The organism is Bacillus toyonensis BCT-7112 (assembly GCF_000496285.1).
Classification (GTDB): Bacteria; Bacillota; Bacilli; order Bacillales; family Bacillaceae_G; genus Bacillus_A; species Bacillus_A toyonensis.
The window spans coordinates 2,476,734-2,497,943 of sequence record NC_022781.1 but is presented as its reverse complement, the minus strand read 5'-3'; the positions used below and the strand labels follow the sequence as shown (position 1 = coordinate 2,497,943).

General features: G+C 36.4%; 15 protein-coding genes. 10 read left to right on the top strand and 5 right to left on the bottom strand.

Annotation, left to right across the window (positions count from 1 at the left end; all coding sequences use genetic code 11):
• Positions 1-265: 265 nt before the first annotated feature.
• Complete coding sequence (locus tag BTOYO_RS12910; RefSeq protein ID WP_000996326.1) at positions 266-1,303, bottom strand: PTS sugar transporter subunit IIC; 1,038 nt, start codon at positions 1,301-1,303, stop codon at positions 266-268.
• Between the two features lie 234 nt (positions 1,304-1,537).
• Here BTOYO_RS12910 and BTOYO_RS12905 point away from each other — a divergent pair, with 234 nt between their 5' ends.
• Entirely contained in the window at positions 1,538-1,900 is a 363-nt protein-coding gene (locus BTOYO_RS12905) for a YxeA family protein (RefSeq protein WP_000779927.1), read from the top strand.
• Positions 1,901-1,925: 25 nt separating this feature from the next.
• Here BTOYO_RS12905 and BTOYO_RS12900 read toward each other — a convergent pair whose 3' ends face one another.
• On the bottom strand, positions 1,926-2,966 hold the full coding sequence (locus BTOYO_RS12900; protein ID WP_002040072.1) for a S66 family peptidase: 1,041 nt from the start codon (positions 2,964-2,966) through the stop codon (positions 1,926-1,928).
• Between the two features lie 148 nt (positions 2,967-3,114).
• Between BTOYO_RS12900 and BTOYO_RS12895 the strand changes: the two genes are divergently transcribed.
• From BTOYO_RS12895 to BTOYO_RS25610, 3 genes are all read left to right on the top strand, one after another.
• Positions 3,115-3,552, top strand: coding sequence for a YwiB family protein (locus BTOYO_RS12895; RefSeq protein WP_000744343.1), 438 nt, complete (start codon positions 3,115-3,117; stop codon positions 3,550-3,552).
• Positions 3,552-5,222 (top strand): arginine--tRNA ligase, encoded by a 1,671-nt coding sequence (argS, locus tag BTOYO_RS12890; protein ID WP_001086438.1) that lies wholly within the window; start codon positions 3,552-3,554, stop codon positions 5,220-5,222. Before BTOYO_RS12895 ends, argS begins: the two co-directional genes overlap by 1 nt.
• Before the next feature lie 1,326 nt (positions 5,223-6,548).
• Positions 6,549-11,504, top strand: a complete 4,956-nt coding sequence (locus BTOYO_RS25610; protein WP_420796426.1) for a Cna B-type domain-containing protein — start codon at positions 6,549-6,551, stop codon at positions 11,502-11,504.
• 425 nt (positions 11,505-11,929) lie between these two features.
• Here the strand turns inward: BTOYO_RS25610 and BTOYO_RS12880 are convergent, their stop codons facing one another.
• Positions 11,930-13,327: a M28 family metallopeptidase gene (locus BTOYO_RS12880; protein WP_000749151.1), complete on the bottom strand. Its 1,398-nt coding sequence runs from the start codon at positions 13,325-13,327 to the stop codon at positions 11,930-11,932.
• Positions 13,328-13,841: 514 nt separating this feature from the next.
• The gene (map, locus tag BTOYO_RS12875; protein WP_002106654.1) at positions 13,842-14,636 is read right to left on the bottom strand and encodes a type I methionyl aminopeptidase; all 795 of its coding nucleotides are present in this window, start codon (positions 14,634-14,636) and stop codon (positions 13,842-13,844) included.
• Positions 14,637-14,793: 157 nt separating this feature from the next.
• Between map and BTOYO_RS12870 the strand changes: the two genes are divergently transcribed.
• Genes BTOYO_RS12870 through BTOYO_RS12855 form a run of 4 tightly spaced genes read left to right on the top strand, consistent with a single transcriptional unit; the run spans position 14,794 to position 18,157 of the window.
• Positions 14,794-15,696 carry an ABC transporter ATP-binding protein gene (locus BTOYO_RS12870; RefSeq protein ID WP_000416592.1) on the top strand — a complete coding sequence of 301 codons (903 nt, stop codon included), beginning with the start codon at positions 14,794-14,796 and terminating at the stop codon, positions 15,694-15,696.
• Positions 15,693-16,427, top strand: coding sequence for an ABC transporter permease (locus BTOYO_RS12865; protein ID WP_000646291.1), 735 nt, complete (start codon positions 15,693-15,695; stop codon positions 16,425-16,427). Before BTOYO_RS12870 ends, BTOYO_RS12865 begins: the two co-directional genes overlap by 4 nt.
• A complete protein-coding gene (locus tag BTOYO_RS12860) occupies positions 16,428-17,558 on the top strand; it encodes a sensor histidine kinase (protein ID WP_000570637.1) in 1,131 nt (376 codons plus the stop codon).
• Positions 17,555-18,157 carry a response regulator transcription factor gene (locus tag BTOYO_RS12855; protein WP_000619274.1) on the top strand — a complete coding sequence of 201 codons (603 nt, stop codon included), beginning with the start codon at positions 17,555-17,557 and terminating at the stop codon, positions 18,155-18,157. Before BTOYO_RS12860 ends, BTOYO_RS12855 begins: the two co-directional genes overlap by 4 nt.
• Positions 18,158-18,197: 40 nt before the next feature.
• On the opposite strand, the gene BTOYO_RS12850 is transcribed toward BTOYO_RS12855, so the two are convergent.
• Positions 18,198-19,946 carry a M4 family metallopeptidase gene (locus BTOYO_RS12850; protein ID WP_001109521.1) on the bottom strand — a complete coding sequence of 583 codons (1,749 nt, stop codon included), beginning with the start codon at positions 19,944-19,946 and terminating at the stop codon, positions 18,198-18,200.
• A gap of 165 nt (positions 19,947-20,111) precedes the next feature.
• On the opposite strand from BTOYO_RS12850, the gene BTOYO_RS12845 reads away from it, so the two are divergent.
• Together BTOYO_RS12845 and papR are read left to right on the top strand one after the other, a co-directional pair.
• On the top strand, positions 20,112-20,969 hold the full coding sequence (locus BTOYO_RS12845) for a helix-turn-helix domain-containing protein (protein ID WP_000542899.1): 858 nt from the start codon (positions 20,112-20,114) through the stop codon (positions 20,967-20,969).
• An 89-nt stretch (positions 20,970-21,058) separates the two neighbouring features.
• Positions 21,059-21,205, top strand: a complete 147-nt coding sequence (gene papR / locus BTOYO_RS12840) for a quorum-sensing peptide PapR (protein WP_000734723.1) — start codon at positions 21,059-21,061, stop codon at positions 21,203-21,205.
• Positions 21,206-21,210 lie beyond the last annotated feature (5 nt).

The following is a 21,210-nucleotide window of genomic DNA, read 5'->3' as shown; positions in this document are numbered from 1 at the left end:
AGCGGAAGCGGCTCGCTCAGAATGTGAGGAGGATGGAGCTTCAGACGTAGAGGCGCTTTTTGCCTCGAAGGAAGAAGCGAAGCCACCGATCATTCTAGCCGCTGTAGCTGGATAAAGTAAGAGTCCCCTATGAATAGGGGCTTTTATTTTATCCGTTATGTGTCGGTAAGTCGATATATTAAAAAAATCGTCGATATAATCCCATTTACCATAGCAAGACATGAAAAAAAGAGTTATTCTCAAAAGGTGAGAATAACTCTTTTTCTTATGCAACCTTTTCTTCTGAAGCAATGCCGCGAATTTCATCAGCAGAGCGGATCGGATATTTGCGGAACACAATAGATCCGATGTATCCGACAATAGTGGTAACGATTCCACATAGTACAGCAGCGATCGTTACTTTTATAACGTCATTAAATCCAAACAAGACGAGAAGCCCTGGAATTGGTGATGCTGTTCCTGGCGCATTATTAACGAGCTGGAATAGCGATGTAATAATACCGGCAAGCGCGCCGCCAACGAAGTTTGTCATATAGATAGGAATTGGATTTGCTGAGACAACATCGGCTTGTGTTAAAGGCTCGATTGCTACAGCAATTGTATCTTTCTTTGAACAAATTTTTAGTCGTTTAAAGAAAATAAAGTTCATCGGGGCTGAGGCCGCAACGGCAAGACTGCCAATTGCCATTGGTAAACCTGTTAATCCAAGCATTGCAGTTAATGCCATAGAACTTAATGGAGAGGTAGAAATAACTGTTATTAATCCACCAAGCATAATACCCATAATGATAGGGCTTTCTGTAGTTGCAACTGAAATCATAGAACCGATTTTACCAAGTGTTGCGTTAACGAGTGGATCCATAAGCATGGCCATTCCACGTGAGATTGGTGCAGCAATAAATAGGATTGCTAAAAACTCTACACCAGCTGGTAATTTCTTTTCGAGAAATTTCACGACGAAGGCACAAACGTATCCAGCAAAAAATCCTGGTAAAATACCGAATCCACTAGTAGCGATACCGATTAAAACAGCGTATACGGGTGAAACGCCGATTGCTAATGCTACTAAAATTGCTGCTGCAACACCGCTCATACTACCAGAAGCTTCTCCTACTGATTGTAAAAAGTCATTATGAAACATTTCTCCACCTATATAACGGTGAAATGCTTCAATAAGAAAACTTGCGATTGCTGCATTAGCTAAAGCACCCATCGCCTTCATTCCGTAAGGCGCACGGTAACTGAAAAGTGTAAATAGACAAAGTACAACAAGTAATAGTGCTAAACCTTGCAAGATAGCCATTTGAAAACTGTCTCCTTTGATTTTTGTAATAAAAATTTGTATCATTCAATAATAATATAAAAGTTTGTGAAACGGAAAAATTTTTTATTGGGAAATTGCTGTAAGGTGAAAAACCCTTACAATAATGTAAGGAAAGTGTAAGGCATTTCGATAGAGTATAGTATGCTTTTTTTCGTATAATACAGGTATAGACATACGGTTAGTGAGAAAGTAGTGCAAACAGGAGGCGCATTTATGAAATTGGTAATTAAAGTTTTAGCTGTGTTCGCCATTATTTTAGGAGGAACAGCATATTATTTAAACACGAAAACAGAAGGTGTGCATGCTTTTGTAGACAACTTCTTTTCAAATAAAGAAATACAAGATTATTATGCTGTTATAGATAAAAGCGAGAAAAAAGACGATGAATATTTGTATACATTTAAAGGATATACAGAAGATGGAAATTTACAAGTTATTAAAAGAATGGTGAACCGTGAATTGCATACGGGTGCTTTTATAAAAATTTATGCAAAAGGTATGCAGGGAAAAGGATGGGCTGAAATCCCGAAAGAATCAATCCCACAAAAAGCGTTGCAAAAAATAGAAAAACCATAAAAGGAGCGAATCGTTCGCTCCTTTTTTAGTGCGTTAAAATGGTGATAGCTGAACTTTCTTTATTAGAAATGATTTTTGCACGTCCGCCAATTGGGAAAGTAAAGATCGGAGTTGTATGTCCGAAACTTGCATTCGCAATAATAGGGATATGTACAAGTTCAGGCTTTGAAGTAATCATTTCTTGAATGTCCTCTATCATACATTCTGCTCCTTTTTGCATTCTCCCTATAACGATACCTTTTACGTATTCAAAATCAGTTTGCTGCATAAGAGAATGTAAGTATCGATCGAAAGTTTTAAGTGTAGCTTTTCCCGTTAAACTATCTTCTTCAAGAAATAAAATTTTATCTCGTAAGCTTGGCATATACGGAGTACCTTGTAGTAAATGTAAAGTGCTCATATTTCCGCCAATAATATCCCCTGTAGCTTCTCCTTCTTGAATCGAAATATATCCTTCATTTTTAATAAATTCTCGATTTTCCTGATCTATATACCAAGAATCATCACTCCACGTTTCGGATGGTAGGATTTCAATAGAATCATTAGAAGTTAAGCATTTAAAAAAGTAATCGGTTGTATACGCGAGACCTTTCTCCATTCCAAATGAAGAGAAGTGAGGACCTGAATATGTAACAAGACCTGTTTTTGTATAAAGTGCGTTATGTAAAGCAGTAATGTCAGAATAGCCGCAGAAAAACTTTGGATTTTCGCGAATTAAATCGTAATCGAGATGTTTCAATAAGCCGTTAGAGTTATATCCGCCAAGTGTCGTCAAAATTGCTTTTACATTAGGGTCTCTAAATGCTTCGTGGAGGTCTTGAACACGTGAAGAAATAGAAGAGGAAGCGAATCGATCTATCTCATCAGCATATTTTGAGAATGTAACTTGAAAGCCCATGTCGGTTAATCTTTTTATAGCAAGGTTTCTGTTTTCATTTGAGACAATACTTAAACTACAAGATGGTGAAATAACTCTTATTTCATCCCCTTTTTTTAATTTTGTTGGTATCACAACATTCCCCCCTTTAATTAAAAGAATATTTAGATTTAAAAAATATTTTATCATATGAAATAAAGTGAGGGTGAATTATTTTTTGAAAAGGAGTTTTCCTGATTTTTCAGCAGACAGACAGCATCTTTTTTTGATATGATAGGAAAAGTGATTTATTATAAGTAGTATTTAATATCTATAACATTTGAAAGGTGTGCAAGACGTGAAGAAACAACTTGCAGGCTTGCCGGTACACGTTCATTTCGTAACAGAAATCCGTGAAGGGGCGAGGAAGGAAACCGTTGCTTTTGAAGCAAATGGTCAATACTATGTAAAAGGTCAAGGTACATACGTAACATTCCAAGAGCCGAACGAACAAGGCGAAGTGAAGACAATTATAAAAATTCAAGATGAACAAGTTCTCATTATGCGTTCAGGTGCTATTTCTATGCGTCAGACGCATGTGAAAGGTGAATGGACAACTGGTACGTACACGAGTGAACTTGGTACGTTTGCACTGCAAACGAAAACTGATAACGTTCTTTTTAAATGGTCGGATGAAAAGAAAAAAGGACAACTCTTCTTAACGTACGCATTGCTTCTAAGTGAACAAGAAGCTGGCAGATATACAATTACAATTAACTTGAAGGAGGCAAAATAATGAATTCTTTAGAACAGGTAAAAGGATTGATTAAAGAAGAAATTCAAGCTGCTGTATTAAAGGCAGAATTAGCAACAGAAGAACAAATTCCAAACGTTGTATTAGAATCTCCAAAAGATAAAACAAATGGTGATTTCTCTACAAATATGGCAATGCAACTTGCACGTGTTGCGAAAAAAGCACCTCGTATGATTGCAGAAGAATTAGTTGCAAACTTCGATAAAGCAAAAGCTTCTATTGAAAAAATTGAAATCGCTGGTCCTGGTTTTATTAACTTCTATATGGATAATAGTTACTTAACAGACTTAATCCCAACAATCGTTAATGCTGGTGAAGCTTACGGTGAAACGAACACTGGTAAAGGTGAAAAAGTACAAATTGAGTTCGTATCTGCAAATCCAACAGGTGACCTTCACTTAGGACATGCACGCGGTGCTGCGGTAGGTGACACTTTATGTAACGTATTAGCAAAAGCAGGATACGATGTATCTCGTGAGTACTACATTAATGACGCGGGTAACCAAATTCATAATTTAGCTCTTTCTGTTGAAGCTCGTTACATGCAAGCGTTAGGTTTAGATAAAGAAATGCCAGAAGACGGTTACCACGGTGCAGATATTATCGGTATCGGTAAACGTTTAGCTGAAGAGTTTGGCGATCGTTATGCGAAAGCTGATGCAGAAGAAAGCTATGAGTTCTATCGTTCATACGGTTTGAAATATGAGTTAGCAAAACTTCAAAAAGACTTAGAGAGCTTCCGTGTTAAATTCGATGTATGGTTCTCAGAAACATCATTATACAAAAACGGAAAGATTGATCAGGCTCTTGCTGTATTAAAAGAGCGTGACGAAATCTTTGAAGAAGGCGGCGCAACTTGGTTCCGTTCAATGACTTACGGTGACGACAAAAACCGTGTATTAATTAAAAACGACGGTTCTTACACATACTTAACGCCAGATATCGCTTACCATCGCGACAAATTAGAGCGTGGTTTCGATAAATTAATCAACATTTGGGGTGCTGACCACCACGGTTACATTCCTCGTATGAAAGCTGCGATTCAAGCACTTGGTTACGATAAAGACACATTAGAAGTAGAAATCATCCAAATGGTACAACTATACCAAAACGGTGAAAAAATGAAGATGAGTAAGCGTACGGGTAAAGCAGTTACACTTCGTGAGCTTATGGAAGAAGTAGGCGTGGACGCAATGCGTTACTTCTTTGCAATGCGTAGCGGTGATTCTCATTTAGACTTCGATATGGACTTAGCTGTATCAAAATCTAATGAAAATCCAGTATACTATGCGCAATATGCACATGCTCGTGTATGCAGTATCCTTCGTCAAGGTGAAGAGTTAGGATTAGCTACAGGCGGAGACGTGAACTATAAACTTGTTACTTCTGAGAAAGAAGTAGAATTACTGAAAAAACTTGGTGAATTCCCAGCTGTAGTTGCGGATGCAGCGCAAAAACGTCTGCCACACCGCATTACAAACTATGCATTTGAATTAGCTGCAGCACTACACAGCTTCTACAATGCAGAGAAAGTATTAAACCAAGATAACTTAGAGTTAAGTAAAGCTCGTTACGAATTAATGAAAGCAGTACGAAATACACTTCAAAACGCACTAGCAATCGTAGGAGTATCTGCACCAGAAAAAATGTAATAGACAAAAGAAAAGATGCTTATTTTTGTTTAGAAGTGATATACGAGTTGACATAAAAACATCTATTCAATGTATAGACTGATTAGATGTCAAAGAAAGAAGACCAATGAAAAGCTGTATGGCTTGATAAGGGGAAGTTGAAACAGAAAAAGAGATGGCAAAGCTATCTCTTTTTCTGTGCCCAATTTTCTAATCTAAATATATGTGATAGTGATGAAGTGAAAATAGAAAAATACCAATTAACTATTGATTTTTAGGAACGATTCTAGAATAATAGACTGTTGGGGGTAAGATTATCAAAATCCATATATGTATTATTAGTTGTTGGAATGTTACTAGGAAATGGTGTGATTGTTTTGAAAGATATTGTTACAGCTATGCCAAATACTAAAATAACAATGCATCTAACCAAGTATCTAAACAATTAGTAATCAATCTTGAAAACTTCCAACTTAGTCAAGAAACTAGGGGTGGTATGTTTAAAATAGTACATATAGTACAATTAAAGTTTTCATGATTTGATAAAAAATAATGAAAGGATATAAATCTCTCGGTTTTGATAGTATCATCACATATAAGCTCATTTTAATTCTTCGACATAGCCATGGAACCCATTAGGCAAAGTGTTTTTTCTCGACACTCATTTATATACTCCAAAAATGAAAAGGCTGAATTTCGTATTTCTATACGATTTATATGAAATCAGTTGACAATCATACCCTTTTTTAGTTACCCCCAAATTCGTTCCACTGTATTCAAATTTGGAGAATATGACTTTCATCTTGCATAGGCAACCAATACTTCATCCAGAACGTTTTTAATTATATAATGCTTCTTGTTCTATTTGTTTCGGTGTGTAGGTTGGTTGTGTAACTAAACACAAAACGTTTTAACATATGCCCAATTTCACCTCAACTCATAATGACAGAAAACGCACCTTCAATGACATCTTTTAGAATACGAGTATCCTAGCATGTTTCACAGTCGTAACCTTCTTCGGCGGATATGCTAAATTCGATTATAGATTGTACTTCTTGGTATTCTTTAGGAGGATAAGTAAGGAAGTTGTCCAAATGCATATTTACTGTGAAATAGCTCTTCCATACTTGTCGGCAATAAATTTTTGTATTTATAGAGCAAGCGTTTGCGTTGGTGATGATAATAGCTATCAAACATATTTTAGTAGAGTGGCTTAATGACATTGATATAGTGGAATCTTTGTCATAGTATATTTGTTCTAGAATCTAGAAATATTTTATAGGGAGGATAACAGAAAGCATGTATTTAAAAAGGATAACTTCAATTTTTTCGATTATAATGATTTTCATGTTTACTATAGGTCAGAGTCTTTTACCTATAGTAGCAAACGCACAAGAATTAAATACATTAGGACTTGTGGATAGTTTTAAAATTGATAAAACAGATCTTTCTATCGGACAACGGACTAAAGTAACTATAAACTTCAGTGAAAAAGATAGTCTTAAGATGAAGCCTGGAGACACACTAACATTAACACTGCCTCCAGAATTAAAAGGATTAAATACAGAGTTTCTATTAGATGATTATGGTACTTGTAAAGTCACTGCAGGTACTGTGGTATGTACATTTAATGATAAAGTGAGTACACATCAAAATATTAAAGGGTATTTAAACTTTTTTGTGGAAGCTGCTAATGTAGGAACGGATGAAAAGAAAGAGATTGAAACCAATTTCGGTACAAATGTAGATAAGCAATCTGTAACAATTACCGGCCCAAGCAGTGGTGGGGGTACAGATCCTGGAAAGCCACCATTTTTTTATAAAACTGGTGATATGAACTCAGGTAAGAGCGATGAAGTACGTTGGTTCTTGAATATAAACTTGGCTAAAGAAGAGTTAAGTCGTGATATTGTTGTGACTGATAATTTACAGGAAGGTCAAACACTTAATAAGGATAGTTTCTATATAATTGTAGATGATTATATAGGTCGTCGATCTTTAACGCTACAAGAGCTTGAAAAGCAAGGTTACGGAACGATTACCTTTACTGGAGACAAATCATTTAAAGTTGTGCTTAATAAGGGTAAAGCGCGTCTTGCCTCCTTTTCGATTGGTTATACATCTACTATAACGGAAGCTGGGAAGAAGCAAGAGTTTTTTAAGAATGATTATACGATTGATTACCAAGTTCTAAACAAGGAACCAGTTACCGAATCGGGTACTCATCCAGTCGAAAATATGATAGCTGGCGGTGGTGCTGAAGGTAATGTGACTCCAAAAGGAACACTAAAAATTGTGAAGCATATTGAAGGGGATGAAGAAAAAGTAATCCCAAATGTTTCGTTTAAGTTGTATAAAGAGTCTGATGAACAAGTTGGAGATGTATATAAAACAGATGAAAAAGGGATAATTGAAATCCCTAATTTACAACCAGGTAAATATTATGTGAAAGAAGTTTCAGCTCCAGACTATGTTGATTTCGATCCTCAAGCAAAAGTAATTTTTGAAGTTAAATCAGATGCTGTAAATGGAGTTAAGTTGCCAATTCCGAATAAGTTGAAAACTACATCTATTGCAGGGACGAAGACGTGGAAAGGCGATAACGAGAAAGATCGTCCAAGTTCAATCAAAGTAGACTTACTACAAAATGAGGAAGTAGTAAACACGAAAGAAGTAACAGCGGCAGATGGTTGGAAATACAAATTTGACAACCTAGCAACGTATGATGCAAATGGAGTAGCGTACAAGTATGAAGTAAAAGAACAACCGATAGATGGATACACAACAGAAATAAACGGTTATGATATTACAAATACAAAAGTGGTACAAAAAACCAAAGTAGAAGGAACGAAAACATGGAAGGACGGAAATGCGGAAGGTCGTCCAACGATGATTAAAGTAGACTTACTACAAAGCGGTACAGTGATTGCGACGCAAGAAGTAAGCGAAGCAACAGGCTGGAAATATGAATTTAAAGATTTGGCGATAAACGATGCAGACGGAAAAGCATATAAGTATGAAGTGAAAGAACAAGCAGTAGCCGGATACGAATCCAAAGTCAATGGTTATGACATCACGAATACAAAAGTAGGCAAGACATCAGTTGCAGGAACGAAGACGTGGAAAGGTGGCACAGAGGAAGAGCATAAAGCCATCAAAGTAGACTTACTACAAAATGATACAGTGATTGCGACACAAGAAGTAAGCAAAGAAACAGGTTGGAAGTATGAATTTAAAGATTTAGTAGCATTCGATGCAAATGGAAAAGCATACAAGTATGAAGTGAAAGAACGGCCAGTAGCCGGATACCAATCTGACGTACACGGTTATGACATCACAAATACAAAAGTAGGCGAAACAAAAGTAGAAGGAACGAAAACATGGAACGATAACAATGCAACAGATCGTCCAAGCTCGATTAAGGTAGACTTACTACAAAACGGTAAAGTAGTAGACACAAAAGAAGTAACAGCGGAAACAAACTGGAAGTATACGTTTGAAAAACTGCAAGCATACGATGCAAACGGAGTAGCGTACAAGTATGAAGTGAAAGAACAGCAGGTAGCCGGATACAAGTCTGAATTAAAAGGTTATGACATCACAAATACAAAAGTAGGCGAAACAAAAGTAGAAGGAACGAAAACATGGAAAGACGATAACACGAAAGATCGTCCGGAAATGATCAAAGTAGATCTTTTACAAAACGGTAAAGTAGTAGATACAAAAGAAGTAACAGCGGAAACAAATTGGAAGTACACATTTGAAAAACTTCAGGCATACGATGCAAACGGAGCAGCGTACAAGTATGAAGTGAAAGAACAAGCAGTACCAGGATATGAATCCAAAATAAGTGGTACTGATATCACAAATACAAAAGTAGGCAAAACAAAAGTAGAAGGAACGAAGACATGGAACGACGGAAATGCAACAGACCGTCCGACAATGATCAAAGTAGACTTACTACAAAACGGGAATGTGATTCAAACACACGACGTACTAGCAGTATTGGGTTGGAAATATATATTCTCAGATCTAGAAGCATATGATGCGGAAGGAAAGGCTTACGAGTATACAGTGAAAGAACAGCCAGTACCAGGATATGAATCCAAAGTAAGTGGTACTGATATCACAAATACAAAAGTAGGTCAAACAAAAGTAGAAGGAACGAAGACATGGAACGACGATAACGCAACAGATCGTCCAGAAATGATTCAAGTAGACCTCTTACAAAATGGTACAGTGATTGCGACGCAAGAAGTAAGCAAAGTAACAGATTGGAAATATGAATTCAAAGATTTAGCAGCGTATGATGCAAATGGAGTAGCGTACAAGTATGAAGTGAAAGAACAACCGGTAGCCGGATATGAATCCAAAGTAAGTGGTACTGACATCACAAATACAAAAGTAGGCGAAACAAAAGTAGAAGGAACGAAAACATGGAAAGACGATAACGCGAAAGATCGTCCGGAAATGATCAAGGTGGATCTTTTACAAAACGGTAAAGTAGTAGATACAAAGGAAGTAACAGCGGCAACAAATTGGAAGTACACGTTTGAAAAACTACAGGCATACGATGCAAACGGAGTAGCGTACAAGTATGAAGTGAAAGAACAGCCAGTAGCCGGATATGAATCCCAAGTAAGTGGTACTGACATCACAAATACAAAAGTAGCGAAATTGACAGTAGAAGGAACAAAAACATGGAACGATAACAACGCAACAGATCGTCCAAGCACAATCAAAGTAGACTTACTACAAAACGGTAAAGTAGTAGATACAAAAGAAGTAACAGCGGAAACAAACTGGAAATATGCATTTGCAGATGTAGAAGCATATGACGCAAATGGAGTAGCGTACAAGTATGAAGTGAAGGAACAGCCAGTAGCCGGATATCAATCTGACGTACACGGTTATGACATCACGAATACAAAAGTGGGCGAAACGAAAGTAGAAGGAACAAAGACGTGGAACGATAACAACGCAACAGATCGTCCAAGCACAATCAAAATAAACTTACTACAAAACGGTAAAGTAGTAGATACAAAAGAAGTAACAGTAGCAAGTGAATGGAAGTACACGTTTGAAAAACTGCAAGCATACGATGCAAACGGAGTAGCGTACAAGTATGAAGTGAAGGAACAACCAGTAGCTGGATACCAATCTGACGTACATGGTTATGACATCACAAATACAAAAGTAGGTGAAACAAAAGTAGAAGGAACGAAAACATGGAAAGACGATAACGCGAAAGATCGTCCGAAAATGATTAAAGTAGACCTTCTACAAAATGGTACAGTGATTGCGACGCAAGAAGTAAGCGAAGCAACAGGCTGGAAATACGAATTCAAAGATTTAGCAGCATACGATGCAAACGGAGTAGCGTACAAGTATGAAGTGAAAGAACAACCAGTAGCTGGATACCAATCTGACGTACATGGTTATGACATCACAAATACAAAAGTAGGTGAAACAAAAGTAGAAGGAACGAAAACATGGAAAGACGATAACGCGAAAGATCGTCCGAAAATGATTAAAGTAGACCTTCTACAAAATGGTACAGTGATTGCGACGCAAGAAGTAAGCGAAGCAACAGGCTGGAAATACGAATTCAAAGATTTAGCAGCATACGATGCAAACGGAGTAGCGTACAAGTATGAAGTGAAAGAACAACCAGTAGCTGGATACCAATCTGACGTACATGGTTATGACATCACAAATACAAAAGTAGGTGAAACAAAAGTAGAAGGAACGAAAACATGGAAAGACGATAACGCGAAAGATCGTCCGAAAATGATTAAAGTAGACCTTCTACAAAATGGTACAGTGATTGCGACGCAAGAAGTAAGCGAAGCAACAGGCTGGAAATACGAATTCAAAGATTTAGCAGCATACGATGCAAATGGAGTAGCGTACAAGTATGAAGTGAAAGAACAACCAGTAGCCGGATACCAATCTGACGTACATGGTTATGACATCACAAATACAAAAATCAAGGACGAACCAAATGTAGATCCAAAAGATCCAAGCACAGATCCGAAAGATCCAAGCACAGATCCGAAAGATCCAAGCACAGATCCGAAAGATCCAAGCACAAATCCAAAAGATCCAAACACAAATCCAAAAGATCCAAACACAAATGCAGACGAAAATAGCGATTCAAAAGTTCCACCTACTACAGAAAATGATAAGCCAACATTACTTCCCAACACAGGAGGAACATCAGCAGAAATGAGTTCAATTCTTGGAGGTATGGTATTGTTCCTTTTAGGTGGAATCCTACTCGCTCGTCAGCGAATAAAATAATAAAAAAGCTTTAGATTATTGATTACACTGTAATCTGAGTAGCTGACAAATTAAAAAATTACTATTGATATTGCTCCCTTTGGGTAAGTATTCAAAAACACTTCACGATAAAGTGAAGGGAAGAATGCAGCCTGAAGGGTTTTTTTTATAGAAAAAAGAGAGCAATTTCAAGATGGACTCAATCAGCGGCCCTAAAGTAATAACAAAACCGTCTTTAAAAAGCCTATTATCCATTGGACCATAAGCTTAGAGCGTGGTATCGCATGTAATGTAAGGTCAATGCTATACAATAAATGTGTTTTTATTTATATATTACGATTTTAATTATACACGATAATACCATGTAATAAATATGCTTTTATGCATATTTGTTTTTTTTCTTTTTCAATAAATAGCCACCGATTAATCGGTGGCTTGAAATAGTATTAAGCGGCTTTTTGTTCTGTTTTCACGGTAGATTGAAGGCTATTATAGACGCCTGTACCAATGACCTCTAATGCCATTTTCATACGTTCTAGCGAAATATTTTCTAATACGTTATCTTGGGGTGTGTGATATACCTTTTCAATATGATAGATTAATGGATTCCAACTATCGACGCCCATCCAAATAAATAGTGCAGAAGGAATACCGACTTCAGCAAACGGTACATGATCACTAGAGCCAAATTTCCCTTGTTGTACGAGATCATTATTTAACTGTTTACCTGCTTGCAAGGCTGCGTCTGTTACAAGGTTTGGAGAACCGTTAGGCGTCATAGCATATAAATTTTTTGCCTTATCGTAATTTGTTGCAACCATGTCTGCGTTAAAGACACCTAAAATTCGATCACGTTCTTTTTGGGATAGACTATTAACGTAATAATCGGAGCCGAGTAAGCCAGTCTCTTCAGAACCAAAAGCAATAAAACGAATTTCTTTATCAGTTTCTACATTTTGAAAAGCACGAGCTAACTCTAATACTAATCCTGTACCAGAAGCATTATCGTTTGCTCCAGGTGCTCCAATGACACTATCATAGTGCGAACTTACAACGACAGCTTTTTCATTACCTGTACTGTTTTTGGGTTTCTTTTTAGCGATGACGTTTAAGGATTTTAAATTAGATTCATGTCTCGCTTTTAGGGAAAGAATTGTTGACCCTTTTTTAGCGATTTCTTCTTTAAATGCATTTCCTTGCGCATAAGCAAGACCGAAGACAGGGACAGACTGCTTTTTCGTTAGGCGAGGATTGAAAGTTTGTCCGTAGTTTCCACGACCGCCAATTAAACTGTATAAAAGAACACCTTTTGCTCCTTTACTAACAGCGTTTTCAACTTGTTTATTGTAGTCTGCAACTGTTGTTCCTCTTTCAAATAGAACAATCTTTCCATTTACTTCATTTGGAATATCCTCTAATTTTGTCCCACCTTGAACAAAGATAAGAGGAGCTGTAACAGTTTCTGTAGAAATTAGTGCGTTAGGAGCAGCGCCAGCTTGCCAATTACGCTTTGTGGATAATGGGGATTCAATAAAGCCAACGTATTGATCCGGCACTTGAAATGGCTGATATTCTACTTCATAACCCATTGATTTAAGTTGCATACCAACGTAGCGAGAACCCCATTCTTCTGATTTTGTTCCACCAGGGCGAGGACCAATTGTTTCGGATAAGAAACGGATGTGTTCGATGGCGCGACTTGCATCAACTTGTTTTGTGATAGGTGAAGTCTGTGTGATTTCTGACGTGGAATCAGCTTTGACTTGTCCAATTGGAGCCAAGCTAACAGCGAGTGATACAGCAAGTAAAGAGCTTACTATTTTTTGTTTTAAAGATTTTTTCATTTTTTCCTCTCCTATTCTTCTATTCTCTCTGACTGACAAAAGAAGACGGATAACGACTTTATTTTACCTTTATATTTTTTATTTTTCAATATTCTGACATTGATAAATAAAAAATACTATATGCATATTTGCATATTTTTGATGGAGATATGTATGCTATCATTTTAAATGAAGGTTCGCTTTCTGCTTGGAAAGCTCCTACATTGCATGAATCTAGTGTACCCAAACTTTAGATTATGTAGAGAAAAGAATCCACTGTAGGGTTTCTTTTCTCATGTTTGAATCATGTGATGATAAATATGTTTCCGCATTTCATAATTATCATCAGTGATATATGTAAGGCATCCATATGAAAATACGAGGCTGTTCAAAGGTTTTCCGTACTTTTGGGCAGCCTCACCCCGTTAAAAAGGTGATGCTTTGATGCATCACCTTTTATTTATATAAATTTTTGCATACCTAAAAGTAATAAAAATAGCCGTTTGGTAGGTTTCTGCTACCAAACGGCTATTTTTTATATTTCTGTTAAAATTATCGGCTCACCACGTGTTACGACAACTGTATGCTCACATTGTGCAACAAGGCTTTTGTCAGGAGTAACGAATGTCCAACCGTCATCACCGCGTTCGATAATATGATCAGCTTTCATAGAGATAAATGGCTCTACAGCGATAACAAGACCGTCTTTTAGAAGCGCACTATCCATTGGATCATAATAGCTTAAAATGTGGTTTGGTGCTTCATGTAAACTAAGACCGATACCATGACCAGTTAAGTTTTGAATAACATTGTATCCACTTTTATGTGCGAAGTTTGAAACCGCACGACCAATTTGATTTTGTTTTGAACCAGCTTTAACTTTTTTCATTGCTGCCCAAAATGCGTCAACAGCTGCTTGGCAAAGTTTTTCTTTTTCTTCGTCTTTCCCAAGTACAAATGAGATACCCGTATCTGCATAATAACCATCAAGTGCGGCAGATACGTCGACGTTTACTAAGTCGCCTTCTTTTAATACACGATCTCCTGGAATGCCGTGAGCAACTTCTTCATTTACACTAATGCAAGTTACACCAGGGAAATCATATTCTTTTTCAGGTGCAGAAATAGCACCATGCTCATCTAATACTTTTTTACCGATCAAATCAAGCTCTTTCGTTGTCATACCTGGCTTCGCTTCTTTTTTCATTTCTTCACGTGCAAGCGCAACGATGCGGCCGATTTTTCGTAAGCTTTCTAAATCCTGTTCATTACGAATAATCATGAAAACCACTGTCCTTCCTCGAATATATATCTTACCCGATTGTATCATGTTTATTTTCGTCCTGCTACTCGCTTGCGGTATGCGGGTTGATTCCTCACACAAAGAATACATGACAATTGTCATATGGATGTCATGACGCATCATACTGTTTCCTAACTTTTCCAAGGAATACAATGTAAATATAAGAAACAGCGGGGGTGGAGAGATGGAAAAGGTTATTGAGATAAATGGTGTTTCTAAAACATTTAAACATAAAAACGCAGTAAGTAACGTTTCATTTCACGTGGATAAAGGGGAAATAGTAGCATTACTTGGACCAAATGGTGCGGGGAAGACGACGATGATTTCGATGATGCTTGGATTAAAAGATCCTACAGAAGGGACAGTTTCTATATTTGGAAAGAGTCCAAAGCATAGAGGCGTTCGTAATAGCCTTGGGGCAATGTTACAAGAAGTAAGTGTGATTGATAGCATTACAGTGGAAGAGGCAATTGAGCTATTCCGCAGTTATTATACAAACCCGGTAGCGAAAGAAACATTACTACAGTTATCAAATTTGGAATCAGAGCGAAAGCAAAGATGTGAAAAGTTATCAGGTGGGCAAAAAAGAAGATTAAATTTTGCACTCGCACTTTCGGGAAATCCAGATTTGTTATTTTTAGATGAGCCGACAGTTGGAATGGATATTACGTCTCGAAGAACGTTTTGGGAAACGATTAAAAAGTTAGCAAGTGAAGGGAAAACGATTATTTTAACAACACATTATTTAGAGGAAGCAGATGCGTTGGCGAATCGTATTTTATTGTTTGCGAACGGAAAAATTATCGCAGATGGCACACCAGATGAAATGAAAGCGACGATTTCTCGAAAAACGATCTCGTTTTATTCTAAAGAAAAAATCCCTAAGAGTTTACTAAAGGAATTACCGCATGTAACAGAAGTACAGTCAAATGAAGGGCGCTTCACTTTAACGACGGAAGATACAGATGCCACTCTACAAGCAATTTATCAGAAGAATCTACCTGTAACAAATGTTTCAGTTGAACGTGGAAGTCTCGATGAAGCATTTGAACAGTTTGTCGCAAATCAAAAGGGGGAAATTGCATGAAAGCTTTATGGATGCAATGCAAAATAGAAATTTTACGTACGTTCCGTAATAAATTATTTATCTTTTTCTCATTATTAATGCCAGTTATGTTTTACTACATTTTCACAAATGTTGTGCAAGTGCCACAAAACGGAGATGCGTGGAAAGCACATTATTTAATTTCTATGGCGACTTTTAGTATTGTAGGGACTGCACTTTTTAGTTTTGGTGTGAGACTTTCTCAGGAAAGAGGGCAAGGTTGGACACATCTTCTAAAAATTACACCGCTTCCTGAAGGGGCGTATTTAACAGCAAAAATTATCGCTCAAACAGTAGTAAATGCTTTTTCAATCTTAGTTATTTTTATGGCAGGGATATTAATTAATCATGTTGAGTTAACGGTAGGACAATGGATTGGTGCTGGATTATGGTTATTGTTAGGTGTGACACCATTTTTAGCACTCGGAACAGTAATAGGTTCCATTAAGAAGGCGGATGCAGCTGCTGGCCTAGCAAATATTTTAAATATGAGTTTAGCTGTAATTGGCGGGTTATGGATGCCGATTGAAGTATTCCCGAAAATATTAAGAACGATTGGTGAATGGACACCGACATATCATTTTGGAAGCGGTGCGTGGGATATTGTAGCTGGAAAATCAATTGGATGGGAAAATATCGCGGTATTAGGAGGTTATTTCCTTATATTTGTTGTAGTATCAATATATATAAGAAAAAGACAGGAAGCGGTATAAATGATAGAGAAGAAGAGGATGGAAATTTTTCCGAAACATATGGGTTTTTTTCCGTATATGTGGCTCGTATATTTGTTATTTCCAATTTATAATTTAACACAAGTATCAGGATGGAAACTTGTAATGGGGATCGGTATGTTGATAGTCTTCATTATCACATACCGTCAACTTTATTTTGTTCAGAAGACGTTCGTTTTGTGGGCGTTTATTCAAATGATATTAACCTTTTTATTTGCCATATTTTATAATCCTTTCATGATATTCTTTGGCTTTTTCACGGCAAGTGCGATGGGATTTGCGCCAAGTAAGAAAGTATTTCGAGTGCTACTATGTCTGTTAGTTGTAATGCTCGGAGCATTTGTATTTGTAAATATGAATCAACTAACACCGGCAAATTTAGTAAATATCGTTCCGATGTTTATTTTAATGCTTCTTACGCCATTTGGTATGCGTAATTTTAATCAGAAAAAGATGTTAAAGAACCAATTAAACGAAGCGAATGAGCAAATTAAAGATTTAGTAAAACGTGAAGAACGGCAGCGAATTGCACGGGATCTTCATGACACGTTAGGTCATACGTTATCTCTTATTACGTTAAAAAGCCAGCTTGTTGAGAAGTTAATCGTAAAAAATCCAGAGCGTGCAAGTGTGGAAGCAAAGGAAATTACACAAACATCTCGTACCGCTTTAAAACAGCTGAGGGAATTAATTTCTGATATGCGCATGATTACAGTAGAAGAAGAGCTTGAGCAAATAAAAGCGATCTTACAAGCTGCTAACATTGAGTTAGAAATAGAACAAGAAGCGAGTGCAAGTTCGTTATCACCGATTGAACAAAATATTTTAGGCATGTGTTTACGTGAGGCTGTGACGAATGTTGTAAAACATAGTAAGGCGACGCAGTGTACAGTTTCTGTATTAGAATCACAAGGTGAACTGATTTTGAAAGTAGAAGATAACGGAATTGGTTTAGAGGATCAAAACAATGATGGAAATGGTATTCGCGGCATGAAAGAACGAATTGCTCTTATTGATGGATTTGTTGAACTAAATACGATACATTCAGGGACGCTATTAACAGTAAAAGTACCAGTGGTCATTAGAACAGGAAAAGATGAGGTGAGGGTATGATTCGAATTATTATTGCGGAAGATCAACGGATGCTTCGTGGTGCATTAGGAGCCCTACTTGATTTAGAAGATGATATGGAAGTGATTGGGCAAGCTGCGAACGGAGAAGAGGCGTTAAAATTAATTGAATCGTTAAAGCCAGATGTAAGTATTATGGATATTGAAATGCCGATTCAAAGTGGATTGGATGTCGCTGAGACTTTAAAGAAAGAAAAATCATCATGCAAAGTAATGATTTTAACAACATTTGCAAGACCTGGTTATTTTGAACGAGCAATGAAAGCTGGTGTGCACGGATATTTGTTAAAAGATAGCCCAAGTGAAGATTTAGCCGCAGCGATTCGTAATGTAATGAAGGGAAAACGAGAGGTTTCTCAAGATTTAATGTTTGGTTTATGGCAGGAGCAAAATCCGTTGTCAGATCGTGAAAAAGAAGTATTGTTACTTGCTAAAGAAGGAAAGACTGCAAATGAAATTGCGAAAACACTTTATCTTTCACCGGGCACAGTACGTAATTATATTTCTGAAGTGTTAACGAAGCTCGACGCGAAAAATAGAATTGAGGCAATTACAATTGCGGAAGAAAAGGGATGGATATGAAAAGAAGTTTACCTACGAACGGTAAACTTCTTTTTTATTATTATACTTCTATTACTCTATTTATTTTTTGTAATGGTTTATAACCATGTGCTTCAAATGCTTTTGCAAATTCATTTGATACGGCATTTCCGTATAAATCTTTTGCAGCTTGTACGATGTGGGATTGGAGTGATTCAAAATCTTCAGCTGAAGTTGCGTAATTTTGCAATGTGCGCATAACAACTTTACTTACTTTTTCGTTGCCTTGTTTTTGAACAGCAACATTGTTATATGTTTTACCTTCAGCTAATTGATATAATACGTGGCTGATGATACCAGAATTTACGTGAGACTCTTGATTATTTCCATCGTTATAAAAATCTTGTAAGTTTGTATATAATTTATGACCACCGTCACCAATTTCTCCCGGGATGTCACGGATTGTTAGGCCACCTAGTGTATCGCCCATAATCCAGTTTCCCTTATCTTTCTTTACATAATATTCGATTTGTGTGCCCCAGAAATCTGCTAGTCCCTCGTTTAACGCAGATGTTTCAGCGCTTGGATATCTCACAATTTTATTCTTTGTCGTACCGCTGAATACAGCATGTCCAAATTCATGGGCTGTTACATCAAGGGCTGAAGTGAGCTTTCCGTTTAAACCATCACCAAATACCATTTGATTCCAAGCAGGGTGCCAAAATGCATTTACATAATCTTCTTTTACACCATCACTAACTTCAGTAGAATCAAAACCGTGTACACTAGCAACAACTTTTGAATCTTTATTATCGTAACTTTTTAGATTATGTTCTTTTTTGAAGTAGTCATAAATATCACTCATATTCTTCATAGCACCCGCTGCTTCTTTATCTGCAAAGTTAGGAGTGCTACTTGAAACTAGTGTCCCTGGATAACCAGCTTGACTATATCCGCCGAGAGAGTCCGCATAGTTTGCATTATAAATATATATGCCAGTTCCGCGTGATAAATCAGCTAAATAAAATTTTCCGTCAGTCCCTTTGGCGATATTGAAAGAGATGTTTTCTTGAAGTGCATTTTTCCCAGTTCCTTGCTCACTTGCGAGGGATAGTCTAGGTGATGTTACTTGATTTATAGTTTTATTCTCTTTATTTTTAATGAATTTTTCTTGGAAAAGTACCTCGCCAGTTTTTAAATCAAGGATTGCATTACCGTTTATAATTTGTTCATTGTTTTCGTAAGTAAAGGTAATAACAGTTGCAAATGTGTAATATCCATCTTTTTTCTTATAAACAACGGTTTCGTTGGTGAATTCTGTCTCAGTCGCATCGCTTGGAATTTGAAGTATATCGCGTAATTTAGATTTTACTTCATTTTTCGACAAAAAATTTGTTATAGTAAGATTAGGTTGTTGGTCTAAATTTTGGACAACTTTACCACTAACAGTTGTAATTACTCCATTTTTATCTACGTTTACAATAAGATCTTGACCATATACTTTATAGTTTTTGTAAGTTTGTGCAAGGCGAACTTCGGTTTGATTTTCTTTTGTTTCTTTATTTGTAGGTTGAAAATCAACATTTTTTTCAGTTGTAACTTGCTCTTGTTGAGCTTTAGCCCCGTTTACCTCACCTTTTAAATATTTTTTAGCAATATTCTCTTTCGTATCATTTTGAGGTTCTGTTAATTTTCCGATTGTTAAACCAGGCTGAGCAATTTCAACTTTCACTTCATTTTTGTTTAATTCTTGGGCATGAATAGCTTCTGTGGATAAAGGACAAAGGAGACCGAATGTAACGAATGCACTAGCAAGTTTTCTATAATTCATCTATAACACTCCTAATCTATTGTATGTGAGATGAATTGTATGAAACATTTGCCAGATTTTATATATATTATGCATTATTTCATATCAAAAATTGTCGAATTCACATTATTGTAGTGGTATGACAACTCAAAAAATTAGATTGTTATAATGGGATGGTGAGTAAGTATGCACGCAGAAAAATTAGGAATTGAAATTAAGAAAATTAGGGTGATGAGAGGATTAACACAAAAACAGTTATCCGAGAACATATGTCATCAATCAGAAGTGAGTAGAATTGAATCGGGTGCGGTATACCCAAGTATGGATATATTGCAAGGTATAGCAGCAAAATTACAAGTTCCCATTATTCATTTTTATGAGGTACTCATTTATTCTGATATTGAGAGGAATAAGCAGTTAAAAGATCGAATTATTACGCTTTGTAAGCAAAAAAAATATAAAGAAATTTATAATAGGGTATGGAATGAACTGAAAAAGGAAGAATATCATCCCGAGCTTCAGCAATTTCTTCAATGGCAATATCATGTAGCAGCTTACGTATTGAAAAAAATTGATTACGAATATTGTATTTTAGAATTAAAGAAATTGCTCAATCAACAATTGGCAGGAATAGATGTATATCAGAATCTTTATATTGAAAACGCAATTGCAAACATTTATGCTGAAAATGGCTATTTGAAGAAGGCTATTGAGTTATTTGAAAATATATTAAAACAGTTAGAGACATTGCATGATAATAAAGAATTTGATGTAAAGGTGAGACATAATCATGCAAAAGCATTATACTCAGATAATCAATACGAAGAAGCGCTTTGCCACGCAAATAAAGCTATTGAACTATCGTGTCAAATTAATAGTATGACATTGATTGGACAGCTATACTTTCGAAAAGGTGAATGCTTAGCAAAGCTAGGGTCTGATAGAGCAGAAATTGAAGATGCTTACGAAAAAGCATGCTTCTTTTTTGATATGTTAGGAAACCACGCATTAAAAGAATCACTTATGAAAAAAATGAAAAAATAAAAAAGACCTAAAAAACAAATATGCATAATTGCATAAAATGTGGATAAATTTTCATGGTATATTTAAAGAAAAAATGCAGGTGATGGAATATGAAGAAACTGCTTATTGGTAGTCTATTAACGTTAGCGATGGCATGGGGTATTTCATTAGGAGATATAGCATTAGAGAAAAGCCAAATAATTTCTCATAATGATCAAGAGGTACAATTAGCTCAAGAGGTACCTTATGAGTACTAAAAACA

Coding starts and splice junctions, on each gene's coding strand:
- BTOYO_RS12860 (WP_000570637.1), top strand. CDS start 16,428: ATGATAGAGAAGAAGAGGATGGAAATTTTTCCGAAACATATGGGTTTT.
- BTOYO_RS12845 (WP_000542899.1), top strand. CDS start 20,112: ATGCACGCAGAAAAATTAGGAATTGAAATTAAGAAAATTAGGGTGATG.
- BTOYO_RS12855 (WP_000619274.1), top strand. CDS start 17,555: ATGATTCGAATTATTATTGCGGAAGATCAACGGATGCTTCGTGGTGCA.
- BTOYO_RS12880 (WP_000749151.1), bottom strand. CDS start 13,327: ATGAAAAAATCTTTAAAACAAAAAATAGTAAGCTCTTTACTTGCTGTA.
- map (WP_002106654.1), bottom strand. CDS start 14,636: ATGATACAATCGGGTAAGATATATATTCGAGGAAGGACAGTGGTTTTC.
- argS (WP_001086438.1), top strand. CDS start 3,552: ATGAATTCTTTAGAACAGGTAAAAGGATTGATTAAAGAAGAAATTCAA.
- BTOYO_RS25610 (WP_420796426.1), top strand. CDS start 6,549: ATGTTTACTATAGGTCAGAGTCTTTTACCTATAGTAGCAAACGCACAA.
- BTOYO_RS12900 (WP_002040072.1), bottom strand. CDS start 2,966: ATGATAAAATATTTTTTAAATCTAAATATTCTTTTAATTAAAGGGGGG.
- BTOYO_RS12905 (WP_000779927.1), top strand. CDS start 1,538: ATGAAATTGGTAATTAAAGTTTTAGCTGTGTTCGCCATTATTTTAGGA.
- papR (WP_000734723.1), top strand. CDS start 21,059: ATGAAGAAACTGCTTATTGGTAGTCTATTAACGTTAGCGATGGCATGG.
- BTOYO_RS12870 (WP_000416592.1), top strand. CDS start 14,794: ATGGAAAAGGTTATTGAGATAAATGGTGTTTCTAAAACATTTAAACAT.
- BTOYO_RS12865 (WP_000646291.1), top strand. CDS start 15,693: ATGAAAGCTTTATGGATGCAATGCAAAATAGAAATTTTACGTACGTTC.
- BTOYO_RS12910 (WP_000996326.1), bottom strand. CDS start 1,303: ATGGCTATCTTGCAAGGTTTAGCACTATTACTTGTTGTACTTTGTCTA.
- BTOYO_RS12850 (WP_001109521.1), bottom strand. CDS start 19,946: ATGAATTATAGAAAACTTGCTAGTGCATTCGTTACATTCGGTCTCCTT.